This is a genomic window from Bacillus sp. 0102A, assembly GCF_036765155.1.
Lineage (GTDB): Bacteria > Bacillota > Bacilli > Bacillales > Bacillaceae > Bacillus > Bacillus subtilis_G.
The window spans coordinates 752,732-773,638 of sequence record NZ_JBAIZW010000002.1 but is presented as its reverse complement, the minus strand read 5'-3'; the positions used below and the strand labels follow the sequence as shown (position 1 = coordinate 773,638).

The 20,907-nt window shown below is 44.0% G+C and carries 21 protein-coding genes and 2 pseudogenes; 17 read left to right on the top strand and 6 right to left on the bottom strand.

Going from position 1 to position 20,907, the window contains the following annotated elements; translation table 11 throughout:
• Positions 1 to 30: 30 nt before the first annotated feature.
• The 5 genes from V6D41_RS08160 to V6D41_RS08140 are packed head-to-tail and all read left to right on the top strand — an operon-like array spanning position 31 to position 4,517.
• Positions 31 to 1,032 (top strand): hypothetical protein, encoded by a 1,002-nt coding sequence (locus V6D41_RS08160; RefSeq protein WP_333517847.1) that lies wholly within the window; start codon positions 31 to 33, stop codon positions 1,030 to 1,032.
• 5 nt (positions 1,033 to 1,037) lie between these two features.
• The gene (locus V6D41_RS08155; RefSeq protein WP_333517846.1) at positions 1,038 to 1,844 is read left to right on the top strand and encodes an alpha/beta fold hydrolase; all 807 of its coding nucleotides are present in this window, start codon (positions 1,038 to 1,040) and stop codon (positions 1,842 to 1,844) included.
• Positions 1,845 to 1,850: 6 nt separating this feature from the next.
• Complete coding sequence (locus tag V6D41_RS08150) at positions 1,851 to 2,960, top strand: isocitrate/isopropylmalate dehydrogenase family protein (RefSeq protein ID WP_333517845.1); 1,110 nt, start codon at positions 1,851 to 1,853, stop codon at positions 2,958 to 2,960.
• A gap of 13 nt (positions 2,961 to 2,973) precedes the next feature.
• The gene (locus V6D41_RS08145; protein WP_333517844.1) at positions 2,974 to 3,648 is read left to right on the top strand and encodes an RraA family protein; all 675 of its coding nucleotides are present in this window, start codon (positions 2,974 to 2,976) and stop codon (positions 3,646 to 3,648) included.
• Positions 3,645 to 4,517, top strand: a complete 873-nt coding sequence (locus V6D41_RS08140) for a DUF6282 family protein (RefSeq protein ID WP_333517843.1) — start codon at positions 3,645 to 3,647, stop codon at positions 4,515 to 4,517. The genes V6D41_RS08145 and V6D41_RS08140 overlap by 4 nt, the downstream gene beginning before the upstream one ends.
• Before the next feature lie 71 nt (positions 4,518 to 4,588).
• On the opposite strand, the gene V6D41_RS08135 is transcribed toward V6D41_RS08140, so the two are convergent.
• The 3 genes from V6D41_RS08135 to V6D41_RS08125 all read right to left on the bottom strand — a co-directional run bounded on the left by V6D41_RS08135 (position 4,589) and on the right by V6D41_RS08125 (position 7,200).
• Positions 4,589 to 5,356, bottom strand: a complete 768-nt coding sequence (locus V6D41_RS08135) for an ABC transporter permease (RefSeq protein WP_333517842.1) — start codon at positions 5,354 to 5,356, stop codon at positions 4,589 to 4,591.
• A complete protein-coding gene (locus tag V6D41_RS08130) occupies positions 5,356 to 6,108 on the bottom strand; it encodes an ABC transporter ATP-binding protein (protein WP_333517841.1) in 753 nt (250 codons plus the stop codon). Before V6D41_RS08130 ends, V6D41_RS08135 begins: the two co-directional genes overlap by 1 nt.
• Positions 6,109 to 6,225: 117 nt before the next feature.
• Positions 6,226 to 7,200 carry a DMT family transporter gene (locus V6D41_RS08125; protein ID WP_333517840.1) on the bottom strand — a complete coding sequence of 325 codons (975 nt, stop codon included), beginning with the start codon at positions 7,198 to 7,200 and terminating at the stop codon, positions 6,226 to 6,228.
• A 130-nt stretch (positions 7,201 to 7,330) separates the two neighbouring features.
• Between V6D41_RS08125 and V6D41_RS08120 the strand changes: the two genes are divergently transcribed.
• The 9 genes and pseudogenes from V6D41_RS08120 (at position 7,331) to V6D41_RS08080 (ending at position 17,173) form a co-directional block, all read left to right on the top strand.
• A complete protein-coding gene (locus V6D41_RS08120) occupies positions 7,331 to 7,828 on the top strand; it encodes a cupin domain-containing protein (protein ID WP_333517839.1) in 498 nt (165 codons plus the stop codon).
• 391 nt (positions 7,829 to 8,219) lie between these two features.
• The gene (locus V6D41_RS08115) at positions 8,220 to 8,642 is read left to right on the top strand and encodes a DUF1641 domain-containing protein (protein WP_148963878.1); all 423 of its coding nucleotides are present in this window, start codon (positions 8,220 to 8,222) and stop codon (positions 8,640 to 8,642) included.
• A gap of 39 nt (positions 8,643 to 8,681) precedes the next feature.
• On the top strand, positions 8,682 to 9,860 hold the full coding sequence (locus V6D41_RS08110) for an NAD(P)/FAD-dependent oxidoreductase (RefSeq protein WP_148963877.1): 1,179 nt from the start codon (positions 8,682 to 8,684) through the stop codon (positions 9,858 to 9,860).
• Positions 9,861 to 10,058: 198 nt separating this feature from the next.
• On the top strand, positions 10,059 to 11,480 hold the full coding sequence (gene uxaC / locus V6D41_RS08105) for a glucuronate isomerase (RefSeq protein ID WP_333517838.1): 1,422 nt from the start codon (positions 10,059 to 10,061) through the stop codon (positions 11,478 to 11,480).
• 82 nt (positions 11,481 to 11,562) lie between these two features.
• Positions 11,563 to 12,942 (top strand): MFS transporter, encoded by a 1,380-nt coding sequence (locus V6D41_RS08100; protein ID WP_333517837.1) that lies wholly within the window; start codon positions 11,563 to 11,565, stop codon positions 12,940 to 12,942.
• A 56-nt stretch (positions 12,943 to 12,998) separates the two neighbouring features.
• Positions 12,999 to 13,073: pseudogene (locus V6D41_RS08095) on the top strand (hypothetical protein); the annotation flags it as partial.
• Positions 13,074 to 13,160: 87 nt separating this feature from the next.
• Entirely contained in the window at positions 13,161 to 14,162 is a 1,002-nt protein-coding gene (locus V6D41_RS08090) for a LacI family DNA-binding transcriptional regulator (protein ID WP_333517836.1), read from the top strand.
• A gap of 78 nt (positions 14,163 to 14,240) precedes the next feature.
• Entirely contained in the window at positions 14,241 to 15,683 is a 1,443-nt protein-coding gene (locus V6D41_RS08085) for a tagaturonate reductase (RefSeq protein ID WP_333517835.1), read from the top strand.
• Positions 15,680 to 17,173 (top strand): UxaA family hydrolase, encoded by a 1,494-nt coding sequence (locus V6D41_RS08080; protein WP_333517834.1) that lies wholly within the window; start codon positions 15,680 to 15,682, stop codon positions 17,171 to 17,173. Before V6D41_RS08085 ends, V6D41_RS08080 begins: the two co-directional genes overlap by 4 nt.
• 37 nt (positions 17,174 to 17,210) lie before the next feature.
• Here the strand turns inward: V6D41_RS08080 and V6D41_RS08075 are convergent, their stop codons facing one another.
• Both V6D41_RS08075 and V6D41_RS08070 read right to left on the bottom strand, forming a co-directional pair.
• Positions 17,211 to 17,975 (bottom strand): sulfite exporter TauE/SafE family protein, encoded by a 765-nt coding sequence (locus V6D41_RS08075; RefSeq protein ID WP_333517833.1) that lies wholly within the window; start codon positions 17,973 to 17,975, stop codon positions 17,211 to 17,213.
• Between the two features lie 223 nt (positions 17,976 to 18,198).
• Positions 18,199 to 18,663: a DinB family protein gene (locus tag V6D41_RS08070; RefSeq protein ID WP_333517832.1), complete on the bottom strand. Its 465-nt coding sequence runs from the start codon at positions 18,661 to 18,663 to the stop codon at positions 18,199 to 18,201.
• Positions 18,664 to 18,856: 193 nt separating this feature from the next.
• On the opposite strand from V6D41_RS08070, the pseudogene V6D41_RS08065 reads away from it, so the two are divergent.
• From V6D41_RS08065 to V6D41_RS08055, 3 genes and pseudogenes are all read left to right on the top strand, one after another.
• A pseudogene (locus V6D41_RS08065) lies at positions 18,857 to 19,111 on the top strand (ATPase); the annotation flags it as partial.
• Positions 19,112 to 19,254: 143 nt separating this feature from the next.
• A complete protein-coding gene (gene rapA, locus V6D41_RS08060) occupies positions 19,255 to 20,391 on the top strand; it encodes a response regulator aspartate phosphatase RapA (RefSeq protein ID WP_333517831.1) in 1,137 nt (378 codons plus the stop codon).
• Positions 20,381 to 20,515 (top strand): PhrA family phosphatase inhibitor, encoded by a 135-nt coding sequence (locus V6D41_RS08055; RefSeq protein WP_333517830.1) that lies wholly within the window; start codon positions 20,381 to 20,383, stop codon positions 20,513 to 20,515. Before rapA ends, V6D41_RS08055 begins: the two co-directional genes overlap by 11 nt.
• Before the next feature lie 35 nt (positions 20,516 to 20,550).
• On the opposite strand, the gene V6D41_RS08050 is transcribed toward V6D41_RS08055, so the two are convergent.
• Positions 20,551 to 20,805 (bottom strand): YciI family protein, encoded by a 255-nt coding sequence (locus tag V6D41_RS08050; protein ID WP_333517829.1) that lies wholly within the window; start codon positions 20,803 to 20,805, stop codon positions 20,551 to 20,553.
• Positions 20,806 to 20,907 lie beyond the last annotated feature (102 nt).

Sequence of the window (20,907 nt, the reverse complement as noted above, 5' to 3'; positions counted from 1 at the left end):
CATCAAATCCAAACAAAAAGGGGTTTTAAGATGAGTATAAAATTAATGGATGTCACGTTAAGAGAATCAGTTCATGTTGAAGGGGCGAAGATCAATTTAGATGCTGCCCGTCAAGTCGTCAGCGGACTTTCAAAAGCGAATGTTGATTTTATCGAAATCGGATATGTGTCTTCGAACGAAGGGATGAATCTGCAAAACTATTGCCCGATTGAATACATAGAAGAAATGGCTTCCGCGATAGGTGCGGGGGCAAGCTCACAATTGGTGCTCATGCTGCATCCGGCACAATATAAAGAAGAATTTCTCGAACGGATGAAGCATCCTTCAGTCGGTATGGTCCGTTTATGCATTCCTCTTGCGAAAACGGATGCCAGCCTGCCGGTTATCAAAGAATTGAAAGCACACGGGATTCATGTCAGCGCAAACTTAATCAGAGCAAGTCACGCGAATATCCAAGATATCTTCGTATTTACAGAAAAAGTTATAGAGGCGGGAGCCGATTACATTTACTTGGCTGATTCTAACGGAGCCATGATGCCGCCCGCTGTTTCATCTTTATTTACCAAGCTGAAAGAACACTCATCTGTAGAACTCGGTTTTCATCCTCATGACAATTTAGGCCTTGCTTCGGCAAATGCGATTGATGCGATTCAATGCGGTGTTCAGTTCATTGACGGAAGTTTATACGGTTTTGGGAAAGGACCGGGGAACCTGTGCATCGAGACATTTGCAGCGATACTCAATCGCTTAGATCTCAGCAAAAAATATGACATTTGTGAATTAATCCAGTTATCAAGACAAGCCTACTCCCTATTCATCAATGATACATCAGAGAATTCCTTCTATGACAAAGAGGAAGGGATTTTGTCGGGACTGCATAATTTGAATTTAGATGTACTGGACAAGCTCGATAGAATGGCACAATCAAGCGGTCTTAAATTATTGGATCTATTAGTCATTTTAGAAAAGCAGACGTTGGTTAATCGTGCGGAATTTGCGCTGCGAAGCACCGAGCTGAGTCAAGTAGGGTGAGTATGATGATGAACAAAGAAAATGTAAAACGCTGCTGGAAACTAGAGCTAGGAACCGGAGACAGAGTGATTTTGGTTTTGCCAAGAATGGACGCAGACGCATTAAGCCGGGAAGAATGGATGGTGTCTCTTGCGCCGTACATGAACGACTATACATTTATCATTCTAGATGTCCCGGAAAAACTGATTCAAGAAAATAAGGAAAAAGATTCGTTTACGGTTCCTGAATTGGCTCGGTGGGCACATGATTATGTCAAAAAGAACAACATTACACCTTATATGATTTGGGGCTTTTCTCTCGGCGGGATGATGGCTCAGTATTTAAGCACGTTCAATGAATATGCAGACACTCCTATTTTATTGGTGTCCACTATGCTTTATCCAAATAAAAAATTAAAGGCGGTCTTTTCCACATGGTATATGCTTTGCGACAAATTTGGCGTCAAAGGGCTTCAAGCGGGTCTAGTGCCATGGGTCGTAAAAGAAAGCGAGCTGCCGATATTCCGATTGGAGACAACAGACATAGAAGATGAGGCGATTGCCGTTGCCAAAATGAAAGCCGGTGTCCAAGCCATTATAAACCATAACGGCAAAACATATCATGATCAGATGAAGTCGCCGATTCAAATCATTTTCGGAGAAGAATCGATATTATTAGGGAAAGAAGAGTCCGAATACTTCGAAAAATATATGCCGCAGGCGAACATTCATTTTATCCAAAACAGCGGTATGCGCATGTTTGGTGAAAAACCAGACGAAGTCAAACAAGTCATCGAAAAATTTATTGATTCACATTTTGGAGCAGAGGTGTAAAAACATATGGCAAAAATAACAGCAGCGGTTTTACCAGGAGATGGAATCGGTCCTGAGGTTATCGAATGCAGTTTACCGGTATTTGATCGATTAGGTGTCGATATTGATTTAAAGTTCGGTGATATCGGATGGGAGTTTTGGAAAAAAGAAGGTGACCCAGTTCCGCAAAGAACGTGGGATTTAATTGAAACAAGTGATGTGACACTATTAGGCGCAATCACCAGCAAACCTCACGCTCAGGGCTTAAAAGAATTAGATCCGTCATTACAAGATCAAAACCTGAAGTATGTCTCGCCTGTCATTCAGCTGCGACAAAAATTAAATTTGTTCGCGAATGTGCGTCCGGCTTACAGTTTAGACCATCAGCAATCTAAAAAGTTTAGAATGACCGTTATTCGCGAAAATACAGAGGGACTTTACGCGGGGCTCGACTTTTCGCCTATTCCTAAAGATCTGTTTGATTTTATTCAGGCAAACAAGAACGGACTAAATAATTGGCAGCTTGACGGGGAAGACGATGGCGGCGCCGCAATTCGGCTGATTACGAAAAATGGCTTAAGGCGGTTGTTGAAGTTTGCCTTTGAATGGGCTAAAAAATACAACTATCAACGAGTGACGTGGTCAGATAAGCCAAATGTGATGAGACAGTCCGGTCAGTTTGCGTTAACCATTTTAGAAGAAGTGGCGAAGGGCTACCCAGAAGTGGATTGGGAGGTCCAAAACGTTGATGCGACAGCGATGTGGATGGTGAAAGATCCGGGACATTTCGGCGTCATTGTCAGTGAAAATCAATTCGGCGACATCCTCTCCGATCTCGGGGCAGGAATCATGGGTGGCTTAGGCCTTGCACCGAGTTCAAACTTCGGGTACGAGAATGCTTATTTTGAACCGGTACACGGCTCAGCCCCAAAACATGCCGGTAAAATGAAAGTGAATCCGATGGCTCAATTTTTAACCATTTCTCTTTTACTTGAGCATTGCGGATATATGGAAGAAAGCATGCGGATCAAAACCGCTGTCAATAAAGTGTTAAAAGAAGGAAAAACGCTAACGTACGATTTAGGCGGTATCGCAAGCACAAAAGAAACGGCAAATGCCATCATTCAAAACTGCTAGGAGGACCAAATAAGTGGATAATCAACAAATCATAAAAGAATTGAAATTGTTTGATACACCGACGATTTCTGACGCATTGGACAGTTTACATATAGATGGCGGATTATGCGGTATCGTACCGAGAAACACGTCTGCAAATATTTGCGGAACAGCGTTTACAGTGGAATACAGAGACCCGAACGAAGAGGAACAGCAAGTTGCCAAAGCAGCCGATTTCATTGATGCGGCTGACGAGGATTCAGTCGTCATTCTTGCCAATAACGGCCGTACGGACTGCACAGTGTGGGGCAACATTTTAACCCAACTGGCTATTCAAAAGAAAATCGCGGGCACTGTAATAGATGGTGCTTGCCGTGATATTGATTATATTCGAGAAACTGAGTACGCCATGTTCAGTAAATCTGTCTATATGAAAACGGGAAAAGGCCGAACGAAAAAAACAGCCCATCAGGTGCCCGTCACGATCAGCGGCACGGTCATTCAGCCGAACGATTTTGTTCGCGCGGACCAAAATGGAGTGATCGCCATTCCTCAAGACGTTGCCGAAGAAGTCATCAAGCGTTCCAGAGCCATTGAAGAAACGGAAGAGAAAATCAAAGAAGCCGTTTCTCGAGGCATACATTTAAAAGAAGCGCGTGAAATGTATAACTATCATCGCCCTTGGGAGAATGAAGTGACAGCCAAATGAAGCTTGAGCGATTTTTAGATCTTCATGTACACGCATGGCCTGATACGTACAATAGAAGATATACGATTTTTAATCTGGGTGAAGAATTAAAAGCGAACAATGGTGCAGCCGTTATGAAAAGCCATTTGATGGCCACAACGCCGCTTGCGCATGCGGCCCGGGAGATGGGTCTTCCGCTCTTTGGGTCTATTACATTGAACCAGTATAACGGTGGTATCAACCGAGCGGTAGTTGAAGCAGCGATTGCTGCAAACGGTCCGGATCATTCTTCAATGATGATTTGGTTTCCCACTCTGACCATACCGTCAAACAAACCAAAAACAAAACAAACAACATCTCACCCGGTTTTAGCTGAACATACAGTGAAATATGAAAGGGTCAGCGAAAACGGAAAACTGCGTCAAGAAACAAAGGAAGTCATTCAAACAGCATCGGCGTTTAACATTCCATTAGCGACAGGCCACTCCTCAAAAGAAGAAGTGTATATGCTGATTGAAGAAACAGAAAAACAAAAATGTAAGCTGATGATTACTCACCCGTTTTACCAGTGTACGAATTTTACAATTGCTGAGGTCATCGACATGCTGTCTTCTTCAAAAAACGTCTATGTTGAATTTGCTGTTTTAATGAGCAAAATCGGTTACGATCGGCACGAGGATTTAGTTGAAGTGCTGAAAACATGGGGAACAGATCGCATATGCGTATCAACGGATTTCGGTCAGTTGAAGAATGGGACAGTGACTGAGGCATATACGGAATATTTGACAGAGGTAAAAAAAGCTGCTGAAGCAAACGGGTTTGATTTGAATCAAAACATCGCTGACGAGATTTGCTATTTGAATCCAACTGCTTTTTTAGGTGTGAAATAATGGTCAGCCCTTTCCTTTTCGGGAAGGGCTGATCTTTTTATGGAATGATTGTGATGTATAAATATTCTCTGTCAAGCAGATTCAGTAAACCCGTTCTCCTTCAGCTGCTGATGCGCTGTGAATAATGACGGGTATGTCAGCACACTTAAGATCACACATGTCAGTGCGGCTGACGCCATCGTTGTGAACACGATCAGCAGCTGAAAGCGTACCGCCTGAATCGGGTCCGCGCCGGCTAGTATCTGGCCGGTCATCATGCCTGGGAGCTGAACAAGTCCCAGCGTTTTCTGGCTTTCCAGCGTCGGGATCATACTCATTTTCATCGCTGAAGTAAGAATACGCTGTATGGATTGCTTCGGTGTGCCTCCAAGAGACAATATCAATTGTATCTCTTCTTTGCGAACGCCGATTTCTGAGCTAAGCCGGTTTAAAAACAGACTTGCGAGCACCATCGAATTTCCGATGACCATCCCGCTGATCGGAATGACATATCGGGCAGTAAGCGGAATGATGTGAAGAGACAGCAAAATTCCCTGCGTCACAATTTCTACAATCGCTAACGCTGCGAACACTCTCCAAAACGAACCAACTGTATTTTTCTTTCGTTTGATGACATTTTGCGCCGCCACTACCAGCATTAACAGCACCATCAGCAAAATAAATACAGGGTGGTCTCCGCGGAAAATCAGCGACAGTACATAACCGATGACAAGCAGCTGTACCGCGGCCCGGATCGTGGCGATGATCATGTCTTTTTCAACGCCGGCTTTAAAAGATTTTGATAAAAACAAGGCGATCAAAACAAAGATCATCGTTAAAGAGAGGGAAAGGTAATCCATTACCGGGTGCCTCCCTTCAAAAATTCTTTGGCTGCTTCATGCTGCGGATCGGAGAAAAAGGTTTCGGCTGCTGCAATTTCGAGAAGCCGGCCATCCGCCATAAACCAAATGGTATCGGCAACTCGTTTTGCTTGCTCCATATTATGAGTCACCCACATGACTGTCCATTTTTTCTCTTGATGCTGACGTTTGATCAGTTCTTCAATCTCAAGAGCAGCAACCGGATCCAAGGCCGATGTGATTTCGTCCAGCAATAGAATAGAGGAAGGATTAGTGAGCGTTCTGGCTAGTGACAGCCGTTGCCGCTGCCCGCCCGATAAATCCTTGGCGCTTCTGTCTAACAGCTCTGGCGGGAGCCCTGTAAGAGAAGCGAGCTCTTCAGGGGAGTACAGCTGGGATAGATGCAGCCTTTGGACCAGACTTAGATTATCGCGCACTGTCCCATCGAGGACGGGGGCAGATTGAAACGCGAGGGCTGCCGTTCGCCTCAGCTCATTGACATTCCAATGCCTGACTTCCTTTCCGTATATTTTTACTTCGCCGCTATCAGGCGTTCTCATTAAATTGCACATGGACAGGAGGGTGCTTTTGCCTGAACCGGAAGGGCCTAAAACGGCCGCGATTGCGCCCTGTTGAATGTCTCCGGTGACATCTTGCAACACATCATAGGTTTGTCCATCTTGTTCATAGCTTTTTCTAACTGATCTGAAGGAGATGGCTGGGTTGTTTTGTGTTTGATTGTTTGCTTCCATTACAATAATCACCTTTCAGTAAAGTAGGCTGATACTATATGTAAATATAACGTGAAACAGATATCTTTTGGTAGCAATAATAAAAGAGAACAGGTTTTCACCTATTCTCCGCAGATGCTACGCGGTCAGATTTGACTGTGTTTTCTTTTTCAGTTTTCCCGGTTGTGAAGCAAAGGTGTGCAATACCATCCCCGCCATAATAATGAATAAACCGGCAAATGATAATAGGGATGGGAAAACGCCTGACAGCAGAACAATTTCACCAAGCAGCGCGAAAATCACTTCACCGGATTGAGTTGCTTCAACTGCTGCGAGTTTTTGCGGATTGTCTCTTACCATATCAGTGGCCCAGAAAAATAAAACGGTCGCAATGATGCCTGAGCTGACGGCCACGATGAAGGATTGAACGGTTTGCCCCGCTGTCGGAAGGCCGTCTGACCACCAGCCGTAAGCTGCTATGATCAGCCAGAACGGAAGGCTGGCCAAGGTCATTCCCAGCACACGCTGAAATGTATCAAGCCGGCCTCCGTATTCCTCGAGCATCCTCCGGTTCCCTAACGGATAGGCAAAAGCCGCAATGACAACCGGCAGCACACTGAAAAGCAGTGTCTTCCCAGAAAGCGATTCTGCATGCTGAAGCTGAATGAGCGCCGCTCCGATCAGAATGATCACGGACGTGCCAAGTGAAACAAGGGGAATCTTTTGCCGAACGAGCTGCGGGCCTCCCGGCAACTCTTTTTTGACATAAAAAAGTGGAGATAGGAGCACACCGGCTACAATGGTGATTTGCCAAGTTCCGGCTACAAGCCACCCGGGACCGTATGCAGCCGCAAATGTAATCGGCGCGTAAAAAAGCACGAAGCCGATAAAGCTCCATTTGATCCAAAAAAACGGCTTTTTCCGCATCTCTTGTAAGAGAGAGGCGAATGTCCCTCTTATGATGACAATCAAACATAAAAACGGCACCATAAAAATAAAGCGCAGCGAAGAGCTCCAAAGCCAGCTGCCTCCGGATAATTCCATCGCTCTGTTTAAAATAAAGGTAACGGCGAAAAAGAGTGAAGCCAATATTCCGATAACGATTGCTTTCATGATATCCCTCATTCTGGCATTATTTTTTATACTATACTATTCGGTATCACCCAGATCAATGGAGTCGTGAGAAAATAAACATGTTTTACAAACCGCTATGTGTGGAAGACAAAAAATGGAGGTGGCATTGATGGAAGCAGAGACAAAGACGTATTTCTTTCAGGATGACGGCAGGATTCCGAATCACCCTGATTTTCCGCTTGTTGTGTATCAAAACGCACTCAAGGACACCGGTCGGGCAGAGCAGATGGTCAATCGGCATGGCTGGTCGAACAGCTGGTCAGGGAGTGTTTTTCCATACCATCACTATCACAGCAATACGCATGAAGTCCTGATTGCAGTCCGGGGAGAGGCTGTGATTCAATTTGGGGGAGAAAAAGGGGCCGCCATTCCTATCAAATCGGGCGACGCAGTCGTGATTCCAGCCGGAGTCGGCCATAAAAAGCGAAGCGCAAGCTCCGATTTTACCGTCATTGGCGCTTATCCGGGAGGCGTTCAGTATGATATGAAGACCGGAGAGCCAAGTGAAAGAGAGGAAGCGATGGAACAGATCAAACAGGTGTCATTGCCGGAGAATGACCCGATCACAGGAAAAAGAGCGCCTCTTTTAAAAATATGGGTAAAGTGAAGGGGAGAAAATTGGCGGATTGTCAATAACTAGTGCCGCAGAAACGTTATGACACGGGCTCCATCTAAATTAATTTCATAATCGAAGCAATTCACGTTCAAATTTTGTTCAAAAAGTGTTATCATATAGAAGGTAATCGAATTGGAGTTTTTTGTGTTTGCTATTTTCAGAGAGAGTAAAGGATTTTTGACTTATTCAATTGTTTATTTTTGAGATAAAAATAATACTGAATATGGCAAGATGAAAAACTGGGTAGTAAACATTTATTTTTGTAAATGATTGTGCATGAATTCACAATCCTTATTCTTATGCTTTCAAGTATGAGATCAGGGAGAGGCACTACCCTTTCCAAAAAAATCTGCAAACTGCTTATAGTAAAGGAGAATTGGATATGCCAGAAACAATCGATCAAACAAATGCGTCTGTCAGCCAAAGCCAGCAAGATCTTATTGATCAGCTGTTAAAGCCAGAAGTTCAAGAATCACTGACTGTTTTAGTTGACCAGCTTCCAAAACTGACTGAGTTAGTGAATATTTTAACGAAGTCTTATGATTTCGCTCAGTCTGTAGCAACTGACGAAGTGTTAAAAAGCGACACTGTCGGTGCGATCACTGAAATGCTTGAGCCTGTAAAAGAAACAGCGAAAGAAGTGGCTGCGACTGCAATCGAAGCGAAAGACCGCGCTGATGCAAGCAGCGAAACGATTGGTCTATTCGGCCTGTTACGCATGCTGAAAGATCCTCAAGCTCAAAAGCTGTTCCGTTTTGCTAACAGCTACCTTGAAGTCATGAACGAACGCGAAAACCAAAAATAATCTCAGATTCAAATTGATATAAAGGACGGAGGATATACGATGTCAAAACATATTGTCATTCTAGGCGCTGGTTATGGCGGAGTTCTTTCTGCTCTAACAGTTCGCAAACATTACACGAAAGAACAAGCAAAAGTGACAGTGGTAAACAAATACCCAACTCACCAAATCATTACGGAATTACACCGTCTTGCAGCAGGCAACGTGTCTGAAAAAGCGATTGCAATGCCATTAGAAAAACTTTTCAAAGGTAAAGACATTGACCTTAAAATTGCGGAAGTAAGCTCTTTCTCTGTTGATAAAAAAGAAGTAGCGCTTGCTGACGGTTCTGCATTATCTTACGATGCGCTTGTTGTAGGCCTTGGTTCTGTAACAGCTTACTTCGGCATCCCGGGTCTTGAAGAAAACAGCATGGTATTGAAATCTGCTGCCGATGCGAACAAAGTCTTCCAGCATGTTGAAGATCGTGTGCGCGAGTACGCTCAAACGAAAAACGAAGCTGATGCAACAATCCTTATCGGCGGAGGCGGCTTAACAGGTGTTGAGCTTGTCGGTGAGCTTGCTGACATCATGCCGAACCTTACGAAAAAATACGGCGTAGACCATAAAGAAATCAAATTGAAACTGGTTGAAGCAGGTCCGAAAATCCTTCCTGTTCTACCGGATGATCTGATCGAACGCGCGACTGCGAGCCTTGAAAAACGCGGCGTTGAGTTCTTAACAGGTCTTCCTGTTACAAATGTGGAAGGTAACGTGATTGATCTGAAAGACGGATCTAAAGTTGTTGCCAACACATTTGTTTGGACTGGCGGCGTACAAGGCAACCCATTAGTCGGTGAATCAGGTCTTGAAGTGAACCGCGGACGCGCTACAGTAAATGACTTCCTGCAATCTGCATCTCATGAAGATGTATTCGTTGCCGGAGACAGCGCAGTTTACTTCGCTCCAGACGGCCGTCCATACCCGCCGACTGCACAAATCGCATGGCAAATGGGTGAGCTGATCGGTTACAACCTATTCGCTTACTTAGAAGGCAAAACGCTTGAAACATTCAATCCAGTAAACTCTGGTACACTTGCAAGCCTTGGACGCAAAGACGCGGTTGCCATCATTGGTGAAAATTCTACACCGCTTAAAGGTCTTCCTGCTTCCTTGATGAAAGAAGCAAGTAACGTACGCTACTTAACACATATTAAAGGACTTTTCAGTCTGGCTTACTAATCTTTTCTTATAGACTCGACATTGCAGGAAGCGTTCCTCACGGAGTGTTTTCCGGCGATGTCTTTTTTTCACTTGTTTGCTAACGTTAACATTTCATTTTCGAAAAGAGATTGATCGCAGAGGAATATAAAGGTAAAATAAAGCTAAATCAAAATGTTCACGTTAACATTTTGAAATCGAATGAAAGACGGTGAGGACATGGAACCCTTTATGGGCGACAATTTTTTGCTGAAAAATGAAACCGCTGTCAGCCTCTATCACAATTATGCGAAAGACATGCCGATTATTGATTACCACTGCCACTTAAGCCCGAAAGAAATCTATGAAAATAAGACATTTCAAAACATCACGGAAGCCTGGCTGTATGGAGACCATTACAAATGGCGCGTCATGAGAGCCAATGGAATTGATGAGACATACATTACCGGCGATGCGTCTGATGAGGAGAAATTTACGGCTTGGGCGAAAACTGTCCCGATGGCGATCGGCAATCCGCTCTACAATTGGACTCACTTAGAACTGCAGCGCTTTTTTGGGGTTTATGAGATTTTTAATGAGCAATCCGCGCCGGCTATATGGAAACGGACGAATGAACTGCTCCAAGGAGAGGGCTTCGGGGCAAGGGATTTGATCGTGAAATCAAATGTAAAGGTCGTTTGCACAACTGATGATCCTGTCGATTCTCTTGAATACCATCTATTATTAAAAGAAGACAAAGATTTTCCTGTCAGCGTACTGCCGGGATTTCGGCCGGATAAGGGACTTGAGATCAATCGTGAAGGCTTTCCTGATTGGGTGAAGGCGCTTGAAGATGCCGCAGCCACATCGATTACAACCTACGGTGAGTTTCTAAAGGCGTTGGAAAAACGAGTGCGATACTTCCACTCAGCCGGCGGCAGAGTGTCTGATCACGCGATAGATTCGATGGTATTTGCCGAAACGACAAAAGAGGAAGCGGGACGGATTTTTTCTGACAGATTACAAGGAACAGAGGTTTCTTATGAAGATGAGAAAAAATTTAAGACGTATACGCTTCAGTTTCTTTGCGGTTTGTATGCGAAGCTCGATTGGGCAATGCAGTTTCATATCAACGCTTTGAGAAACACGAATACAAAAATGATGAAGAGGCTCGGACCCGACACAGGCTATGATTCTATGAATGATGAATTAATCGCTAAGCCTTTGTATAAGCTGCTGAACTCTGTTGAAATGAAGAACCAGCTGCCTAAAACGATTTTATATTCACTTAATCCAAACGATAACTATGTTATCGCCAGCATGATCAACAGTTTTCAGGACGGCATCACCCCCGGGAAAATACAATTCGGCACAGCCTGGTGGTTTAACGACACAAAAGACGGGATGCTCGATCAAATGAAAGCGTTGTCAAATGTCGGCCTTTTCAGCCGTTTTATCGGCATGCTCACAGATTCCAGAAGCTTTCTTTCCTATACGCGCCACGAATATTTCAGGCGGATCGTCTGCAACTTGATCGGTGAATGGGTGGAAAACGGTGAAGTGCCGCATGATATGAAGCTTTTGGGAAGCATTGTTCAGGGAATTTGCTATGACAATGCGAAACACTACTTTCAATTTCAAGAAGAGAAAGCAAACGTGTAACCAAATGTCCGCTCAGCACCGTGATCATGCGTCATCCTGAGCGGACCACTACCCGAAAATTTTTATGATACAGAGGTGGAAGATGCGAACTGAACTGGCAAATAAGGTTGTGTCGATTGAAACGGAGAAAAGGCTTTCGTTGAAAGAGAAAATTTCCTATGGATTTGGTGATTTTGGCAACGGTTTTATGTTTGATCTCGGCCAGATTTATTTATTGAAGTACTTTACTGATGTAGCGGGAATCCCGGCTGCGATGGCCGGCGGCGTTTTTTTAGTCAGCAAGCTGTTTGCGGCGATAACCGATCCGATTGTCGGCTCATCAATTGATTATCGCAAACATATCGGCAAACGGGGTAAATTCAGGCCTTATCTATTAATCGGCAGCATCGTGCTTGCGCTGCTTACTGTTCTTATTTTTCTGTCTCCCAATGTATCAACGACTGGAAAACTGATTTATGCATATGCATCCTATATGATTTGGAGCATCGGCTATTCGTTTGTGAACATTCCGTACGGCTCATTAGGAGCAGCGATGACTCAAAATTCTGAGGATCGGACCTCCATTTCGACTTTCCGCCAAATCGGATCGCTTGGAGCCTTGTTTATCACAAGTGTGGCTGTGATGCCGCTGCTCGTCAAGTTTGATAATCCGAAGGTCGGCTACCCGGTGGTCATGGGCTTATTCGCCGCACTCGGTGTACTTTGGTTTTATATTTGCTACCGCAACTGCAAAGAGCGCATTGTCATATCGGAGGCGCCAAAAGAAAAATTAACACTCTCATCTGTCGTCAAAACATTTATCACAAACAAACCGCTCCTAACCTTGGTCCTGATGACGATTTTTTCAATTTCCGCATACAACATTAAATCCGCCATGCTCATCTATTTCGCACAATATAATCTGGGCAATGTTGAACTGATGGCATATATGAATTTTATAATTATCGGTTCTTCCTTTTTGGGCGTCGTATTCCTGCCAAAGCTCGTCAAGATATTTGGTAAGAAACGAACGGCAATGACCGGCTTCGGCATCAGTGTGGCCGCGGATCTGATCAACTTTATGCTTCCATCAAACGTTTATATGTTTACGATTCTCGCCAGCATCGCCTTTATCGGAATCAGTATCCCAAATGGCATCACGTGGGCGCTTGTCTCCGATATTATTGACTATGGCGAATGGAAATCCGGGGAACGGAAAGAAGCAACGACATATTCACTTTTTAATTTCTCCAGAAAGCTTGCTCAGTCATTGTCGGGTTTTCTCTCGGGCATCGGTTTGGGAATTATCGGCTATGTACCGAATGCTGTCCAGTCAGCACAGGCGCTGATCGGCATCAAAGCGCTGCTGCTTCTGTATCCGGCCATTGCTTTGGCATTAGCGATGATCATTATCGGCTTTCTCTATAAACTCACAGACCAGCAGCATGCACAGATTGTTCAGGATCTTCATCTAAAGAGATGAGGAATAGGATGCTTTGTCAGTGTTCTTTGTTTATTCGACAGGGTGCTATCTGTCGGGCTGTGATTCGTTTTGTCCGTCCGTTCATCGGAAAACCGGCAGGAACAGAAGCTGAGAATCCGGTGTCTTATTAATCTGGAAATATAGTGGGAGAGGCGGTATGTTTGATGATACAATATACAGTAAATAATCGCAGCCGGTATGATAAGGAAGGGAATTAGATGGTAACCATAAAAGATATCGCAAAACTCGCAAACGTATCTCACACAACCGTTTCCAGAGCACTCAACAACAGCCCTTACATCAAAGAACATACGAAGAAAAAAATACTGGAGCTCGCAGCACAGCTCAACTATACGCCAAATGTAAACGCGAAAAGCTTGGCGATGCAAAAGTCACATACAATCGGGCTTTTCTTTACAAGCATCACAAACGGAACCTCACACAGCTTCTTTGCTGATACAATCAAAGGCGTCAATCGAGCCATTAGTGAGAACTACAATCTGTATGTGCGCGGCATTGATGATCTAAAAAACTATGACTCCGTTACGCCGATGAGATATGACGGTATCATTTTAATGAGCCAAAGTGACATTGATAATTCTTTTATTTATCATATTCGGAAAAAAAACATCCCGCTCGTCGTGCTGAATCGCGATATTGATGATCGAGGCATCACGAATATTTTGTCTAATGACAAGGAAGGCTCTCAGGAAGCTGTAGAATACTTCATTAAGAACGGACATCAAGACATCGCCATCATCGAGGGGATCGAAGGCTTTAAATCCACCCAGCAGCGAAAGGAGGGCTACTTAGCCGCACTGATTCATCACCATATTCCGATCAAACATGAATACAGTGTCAAAGGGCAATACGATATGGAAAGCGGCTTTCAAGCGATGGAACGGCTGCTGGCGCTGCCAAATCCTCCAACCGCTGTCTTTTGTTCGAATGATGATATGGCAATCGGAGCGATGAATGCGATATTCGCAAAGGACCTGCGTGTTCCTGACGATATTTCCGTAATCGGATTTGATGATATTGGGTTTTCGCAATACATTACGCCAAGGCTTTCGACAGTGAAGCGTCCGGTTGAGAAAATCAGCGTGCTTGGCGCACAAAAACTGTTGTCGCTGATCAGCGAGCCGGAAACAAAAGCAGAAAAAATCTTGGAAAATACAGAATTCATGGTGCGTGATTCTGTTAGACAATGGACCACGTGATGCCCTTGTTTTTCAGCGGGCATTCTTTATACTGAAAAATGTTAACGTGTGCATGAATGAGAGAGGGAGGCAATGAAGGTGCAGAAACTGAATAAAGACGTGTACGATCACTATACTCAGTACCCGGAAAAAATTCTCCAATTTGGAGAAGGGAACTTTCTTCGAGGGTTTGTCGATTGGCAGATTGATTTATTGAATCAACACACTGATTTTAGTGGGAGTGTCGCAGTTGTCCAGCCGAGAGGGTCAGAAAAAATCAAAAGATTAAATGATCAAGATGGTTTATATACGCTTTATTTACAGGGAATGAAAGACGGAGATGCGGTAAACGAGCATATGATTATCAATTCAATCAGCCGGGGAATTGATTTGTTTTCTGATTATGAAGCATTCAAAGAATTGGCTTCAAGCGAAGAGCTGCGGTTTATCATCTCCAACACAACTGAAGCCGGTATCGTATGTGATGAAACAGATCGGTTAGAGGATAGACCGCAAAAAACATTCCCTGGGAAATTAACTGCATTTCTCTACTTTCGCTATCAGGCTTTTAAAGGAGATCAGACAAAAGGGTGTGTTTTGATCCCATGTGAACTGATTGAGAATAACGGAGAAAAACTGAAGGAAACGATTCTTCATTATGCGGATCTATGGAAGCTGGAAGAAGGGTTTACACAGTGGATTCATGAGGCCAACACGTTTTGCAATAGTTTAGTAGACCGCATTGTCCCGGGTTTTCCTGTGGACAGCATTGATGAGATTACAGCTGATCTGGGCTATCAAGATGATTTGATTGTTGTGGGAGAACAGTATTATTTATGGGTCATCGAGGGGCCGGATTGGATTGGGGAAGAACTGCCCTTTGCGGCTGCCGGGCTCCATACAAAGATTGTCAGTGACCTAACCCCTTATAGGATTAAAAAAGTGAGAATTTTAAATGGTGCTCATACGGCAATGACGCCAGTGGCTTTATTATACGGCTTGAAAACGGTACGGGATGCTGTCGAGCACCCGGAAGTGGGGCGGTTTATGAGAGAGCTGATCGGTGATGACATTCTTCCTGTTTTAAAAATGGAAGGGCTTTCTCGATATGCTGACGATGTGCTGAACCGTTTCAAAAACCCGTATATGAAGCATTACCTAGAAAGCATTGCATTGAACTCCGTTTCCAAATTCAAAACGAGAAACCTGCCGACCATTCAGGAATATGCTGAACAGAAGGGACAGCTTCCTGAACGCTTGGTGTTTTCATTCAGCGCTCTGCTTTATTTTTATCAGGGAAACGACAAATTGCAGGACGATCCGGCTGTTCTTCAATTTTTCAAAGAGGTTTGGGATCAGGAGAACGGAGACATGCTTCGTATCGCCACAAAAGTGTTAGGCGAGCAGCGGCTGTGGGGAACAGACCTCAACGTGATACCAATGCTGACTGAGAGAGTCGCTGATTACTTGAATCATATTCATGAGCTGGGCATGCAGCGGGCTCTTGAACACTGCTGCACACAAAGGGGAGAAGTGCGATGAAGTCATTTATCAAGATTCATAAACAAGATAATGTCCTTCTTGCTCTGCGGGATATCCAGAAGGGGGAGCGGCTGAATCCGGAAGGCGTATCGATTGAAGTGAAGGATGATATAAAAAGAGGCCACAAGATCGCGCTGCAGCCTATCAAAGAAAACGACAGCATCATCAAATACGGGTTTCCAATCGGGCATGCATCACAAGATATATCGATCGGAGAGCATATTCATGTCCATAATACGAAAACAAATCTGTCTGAGATCCAAACATACAGCTATACACCGAGGTTTGATGAAAATCCGTACTCAAAAGAGAACCGGACGTTTAAAGGATTTAGAAGAGAAAATGGAGATGCAGGTGTACGCAATGAATTGTGGATTGTGCCGACTGTCGGCTGCGTCAATGGGATAGCTGAAAAAATGCTCCAGCGTTTTGTCAGAGAAACCGGGGATATCGCTCCATTTGATAACATACTCGTGTTAAAACACCAATACGGATGCTCGCAGCTTGGCGATGATCACGAAAATACGAAGCAAATCCTGCTGAATGCCATTAGCCATCCAAATGCCGGCGGTGTCTTGGTGTTAGGGCTTGGCTGTGAAAACAACGAGCTTGCGGGATTGAAGGAAGCGCTGCAGGATGTGAATCTGAATCGGGTGAAGTTTCTTGAATCGCAGTCGGTGACCGACGAAATGGAGGCAGGCGTTGCTTTGCTGAAGGAAATTCATGAAGCCGCTAAAGGGGATAGGCGAGAAGACATTCCGCTGTCCGAACTGAAAATCGGGCTGAAATGCGGAGGTTCGGACGGTTTTTCCGGCATAACGGCAAACCCGCTGCTTGGCCGTTTTTCAGATTATATCATCGCACAGGGAGGGAGCACGGTGCTGACGGAGGTCCCGGAGATGTTTGGTGCGGAAACCATCCTGATGCAGAGGGCTACCAATGAAGAAGTATTTCATAAGATTGTCCATTTAATCAATGATTTCAAACAATATTTTATAAAACACGATCAGCCGGTGTACGAAAACCCTTCACCGGGCAACAAAGCGGGCGGCATCTCTACGCTTGAGGATAAATCGTTGGGCTGCACGCAAAAAGCGGGGATTTCTCCTGTCGCGGATGTCTTGAAATACGGCGAAGTGCTCAAGACAAAAGGGCTGACGCTTTTGAGCGCGCCTGGAAATGACTTGATCGCGTCCTCTGCATTGGCAGCGGCCGGCTGCCAAATTGTCCTGTTTACAACGGGAAGAGGCACGCCGTTCGGCACCTTTGTCCCGACGGTGAAGGTCGCGACAAACACCCAGCTGTACGAGGCGAAGCCGCATTGGATTGATTTCAACGCAGGTCTTTTAGCGGAGGATGATGTTCATGAGGAATATGTGCTGCAGGAGTTTATCCACTATATGATTGAGGTCGCAAGCGGCGAGCTTGTGAACCATGAAAAAAATGATTTCAGAGAACTCGCCATTTTTAAATCAGGTGTGACGTTATAATGAAGAAGGCTATCCTACGAGGGGATAGCCTTCTTCATTAAATCAGCTTCAATCCGCTGATCAAAATGATGGACGCCATAATAAATTGCAGCGGACGCGGAGAGAATCGAGGCGAGAGATGGCTTCCGATCAGCACGCCGGGAATCGAGCCAAGCAGCAGATTAGCTGCCAGCATATAGTCGACGCTTCCGAAGCTTGCGTTCAAAATGCCTGCTGCCGTCACGAGAAGAAAAGCATGTGCGATATCGGTTCCGACAATCTGTGAGGCTTTCATGTTAAATAAGTAAATCATGGCGATTGCAAATAATGAGCCGGAACCGATTGATGTCAATCCGACGATAAATCCGAACACAACACCAATGAGAATCGTCAGCGCTCGCTTATTTTCAAGCGGCATCAGCTGCCAGTGGTTCGGGCGAAGTTTTCGATCCAAAAACAAGCGAACGATGATTGAAATGGCAACAAGCGTTAACACATAGCCAAGAGCGTGTTTAATAATGTCTTCCTGATGCTGATGGAAGGAGGGGAACAAATGCAATATGCTAATGGCGAGCGAAGCACTCGGAATACTGCCGATGGCTAAGTATTTTACCAATTTAAAGTTAATGGTTTTCTGCCGCCAATGGGAGGCAACGCCAAACAGCTTTGTGATCGAGTTATATACAAGATCCGTACCGACCGCGATGGAAGGATTAATTCCAAGCACAATTAAAAGAGGAGTTAATAAGGCCGCTCCGCCCACTCCCGTCAATCCCACTAAGGCTCCGACAAACAAACCCATCAATATGATGCTTACACTCATGATAAAGGCCTCCTGAAAACCCGACTATTTTTATCAGATTATATATGATTAGGTCGTGATAATCAATTGAATGTTTAGAATATTTGTGCATTCGCTTCTTAAAATTTTGGTTTGCCCAATATCTTTATTCATTTGCCCTAGAATGAGTGTCTGGTCAAGATCGAGAAGGAAGCCGGAGGCACAAAAAAAGATACCCTTTAAACAGGTATCTTTTCTCGTATATTTACATGCGCTGCTGATAAAAAGGAAGTTCTGTGTGACCCATTTCCCTCACATAAACGAACAGGTTGCCTTTATGGTGAATTTCATGTTCCATTGCAAGCTGAAGCAGTGCGCTGCCTGTGAGTTTTCTGCCGAAAGTGGCTGTCAGATCAATTTCTCTATCCAGTTGCTCTTCAGTCAGCTGTTCAAGGATAGCGGCCGTTTTTTCTGTATATGTTTTTGCCAGTACATTGAGATCTGCTTCTGTTTCTTCCTGTTTGTTTTGAAATGGTGAGGCATTGCCTTCTTTAATGACATTTGCAATCAACTGGAAAGACGTCAGAATGTGTTTGACCAGCTCTTCCGCTGACATTGATGTTTCAGCCGGTTTGTAGCTGTAATGGTCTTTGCTGATTTTTTCAGCCAGCTCATTTGTCACGTTTCGATGGGATAAAAAATGGCTGACAATTTGATTGGATTGACTCAATATGATCTCCTCCATATGTAAAATGAATGGTGCAATGAAATCCTATACCAACAATTATCAATTCACAAGCAATATGCTGTGGGATGAAACAAAATGCTATGTCAATCGTATACATAATGTTCACAAAATATGAAATGGAGTATAAACATGACAAACATACCTTTCATTTATCAGTACGAAGAAAAAGAGAATGAAAGAGCTGCGGCGGGACTATATGAAAATGCGAGGCTTTGACATCTTTTTGAGTGAAGAAGACATAAAAAGCGCCGCGAAGCTTACAGAAGGTTTTTCCTTTGCGCAGCTGGGAGAATTATATGTATCTTCAGCCCTTCAATGGCACCAAGAAGGGAGTCATCATATTGAAACCATGGTGAAAGACATGACAGGAGAGCAACGAAAAAGCCGGCAGGGAAGCTGGATGGAAAGAAACAAGGTCGGTTTTCACTAATTGAAAGCGCGGGTTTTAAAAAAACTGCGCTTTTTTGTTGCGGTTAGCCGAAATTTGACAATTGCGGTCTTTTTGCGTTCTTATTTTTATGGTAAATATGATAAAATATGACATATATCGGGTAACTTAAAAGGGGGGATTAATTGAGGATGAAGCAGACGATTCCGTCCTCTTATGTCGGGCTTAAAATTAATGAATGGTATACCCATATCCGGCAGTTTCACGTCGCTGAAGCCGAACGGGTCAAGCTCGAAGTAGAAAGAGAAATCGAGGATATGGAAGAAGACCAAGATTTGCTGCTGTATTATTCTTTAATGGATTTCAGGCATCGTGTCATGCTGGATTACATTAAGCCTTTTGGAGAGGATACGTCGCAGCTTGAGTTTTCAGAATTATTAGAAGACATTGAGGGGAATCAGTACAAGCTGACAGGGCTTCTCGATTATTACTTTAATTTTTTTCGCGGAATGTATGAATTTAAGCAGAAAATGTTTGTCAGTGCCATGATGTATTATAAACGGGCGGAAAAGAATCTGGCCCTTGTCTCGGATGATATTGAGAAAGCCGAGTTTGCTTTTAAAATGGCCGAGATTTTTTACAATTTAAAGCAAACCTATGTTTCGATGAGCTACGCCGTTCAGGCATTAGAAACGTACCAAATGTATGAAACGTACACCGTCCGCAGAATCCAATGTGAATTCGTTATTGCAGGGAATTATGATGATATGCAGTATCCAGAAAGAGCATTGCCCCACTTAGAACTGGCTTTAGATCTTGCAAAAAAAGAAGGCAATCCCCGCCTGATCAGTTCTGCCCTGTACAATCTCGGAAACTGTTATGAGAAAATGGGTGAACTGCAAAAGGCAGCCGAATACTTTGAGAAATCTGTTTCTATTTGCAAGTCGGAAAAGTTCGATAATCTTCCGCATTCTATCTACTCTTTAACACAGGTTCTGTATAAACAAAAAAATGATGCCGAAGCGCAAAAAAAGTATCGTGAAGGATTGGAAATCGCCCGTCAATACAGTGATGAACTATTTGTGGAGCTTTTTCAATTTTTACATGCGTTATACGGAAAAAACGTAAACACAGAATCAGTCTCACACACCTTTCAATTTCTTGAAGAACATATGCTGTATCCTTATATTGAAGAGCTGGCGCATGATGCTGCCCAATTCTATATAGAAAACGGACAGCCCGAAAAAGCACTTTCGTTTTATGAGAAAATGGTGCACGCACAAAAACAAATCCAGAGAGGAGATTGTTTATATGAAATCTAAATGGGTGTCAGGTTTGTTGCTCGTTGCGGTCGGGTTCAGCTTTACTCAGGTGATGGTACATCCGGGAGAAACAGCAGATACAGAAGATAAAACATTTCATGTTGCGGCACGTAATCAAACATGATGATGACGAAAAAAGACCCCCAAAAGGGGTCTTTTTTATTTCAAATTCCATTCTTTTACGGTCAGCTCGGAAGATCCGCTTGCCACCAGCGGATCTTCATGTCCGATTTTCGCAGCCTCTTCCGGTGAACCTGCTTCGATGACGTAGGCTCCACCTGTGTCATCGCTGAATGGCCCGAACATTTTTATGCGTTTTTCTGCCTGTAAGCGGTCCAAAAACTCATAGTGTCCAGCTACATGCTCCTGATTGAATTGATCTGTTCTTGTTGTCAGCATTAAATACGTATGCATGATCATTCCCCTCCTAATGAATTTCAGTTTAACACAATTATCCATATAGCGGTGACGGATGAAATGAGCTTTTCGTCCTACGAATGCCACCTATTGATGAAA

What these genes read in the sequence shown, in the direction of transcription:
- V6D41_RS08115 (WP_148963878.1), top strand. Translation starts at nt 8,220, where the DNA reads ATGCCAGAAACAATCGATCAAACAAATGCGTCTGTCAGCCAAAGCCAG.
- V6D41_RS08075 (WP_333517833.1), bottom strand. Translation starts at nt 17,975, where the DNA reads ATGAGTGTAAGCATCATATTGATGGGTTTGTTTGTCGGAGCCTTAGTG.
- V6D41_RS08160 (WP_333517847.1), top strand. Translation starts at nt 31, where the DNA reads ATGAGTATAAAATTAATGGATGTCACGTTAAGAGAATCAGTTCATGTT.
- uxaC (WP_333517838.1), top strand. Translation starts at nt 10,059, where the DNA reads ATGGAACCCTTTATGGGCGACAATTTTTTGCTGAAAAATGAAACCGCT.
- V6D41_RS08120 (WP_333517839.1), top strand. Translation starts at nt 7,331, where the DNA reads ATGGAAGCAGAGACAAAGACGTATTTCTTTCAGGATGACGGCAGGATT.
- V6D41_RS08135 (WP_333517842.1), bottom strand. Translation starts at nt 5,356, where the DNA reads ATGGATTACCTTTCCCTCTCTTTAACGATGATCTTTGTTTTGATCGCC.
- V6D41_RS08155 (WP_333517846.1), top strand. Translation starts at nt 1,038, where the DNA reads ATGATGAACAAAGAAAATGTAAAACGCTGCTGGAAACTAGAGCTAGGA.
- V6D41_RS08080 (WP_333517834.1), top strand. Translation starts at nt 15,680, where the DNA reads ATGAAGTCATTTATCAAGATTCATAAACAAGATAATGTCCTTCTTGCT.
- V6D41_RS08110 (WP_148963877.1), top strand. Translation starts at nt 8,682, where the DNA reads ATGTCAAAACATATTGTCATTCTAGGCGCTGGTTATGGCGGAGTTCTT.
- V6D41_RS08100 (WP_333517837.1), top strand. Translation starts at nt 11,563, where the DNA reads ATGCGAACTGAACTGGCAAATAAGGTTGTGTCGATTGAAACGGAGAAA.
- V6D41_RS08050 (WP_333517829.1), bottom strand. Translation starts at nt 20,805, where the DNA reads ATGCATACGTATTTAATGCTGACAACAAGAACAGATCAATTCAATCAG.
- V6D41_RS08055 (WP_333517830.1), top strand. Translation starts at nt 20,381, where the DNA reads ATGAAATCTAAATGGGTGTCAGGTTTGTTGCTCGTTGCGGTCGGGTTC.
- V6D41_RS08140 (WP_333517843.1), top strand. Translation starts at nt 3,645, where the DNA reads ATGAAGCTTGAGCGATTTTTAGATCTTCATGTACACGCATGGCCTGAT.
- V6D41_RS08130 (WP_333517841.1), bottom strand. Translation starts at nt 6,108, where the DNA reads ATGGAAGCAAACAATCAAACACAAAACAACCCAGCCATCTCCTTCAGA.
- V6D41_RS08150 (WP_333517845.1), top strand. Translation starts at nt 1,851, where the DNA reads ATGGCAAAAATAACAGCAGCGGTTTTACCAGGAGATGGAATCGGTCCT.
- V6D41_RS08125 (WP_333517840.1), bottom strand. Translation starts at nt 7,200, where the DNA reads ATGAAAGCAATCGTTATCGGAATATTGGCTTCACTCTTTTTCGCCGTT.
- V6D41_RS08090 (WP_333517836.1), top strand. Translation starts at nt 13,161, where the DNA reads ATGGTAACCATAAAAGATATCGCAAAACTCGCAAACGTATCTCACACA.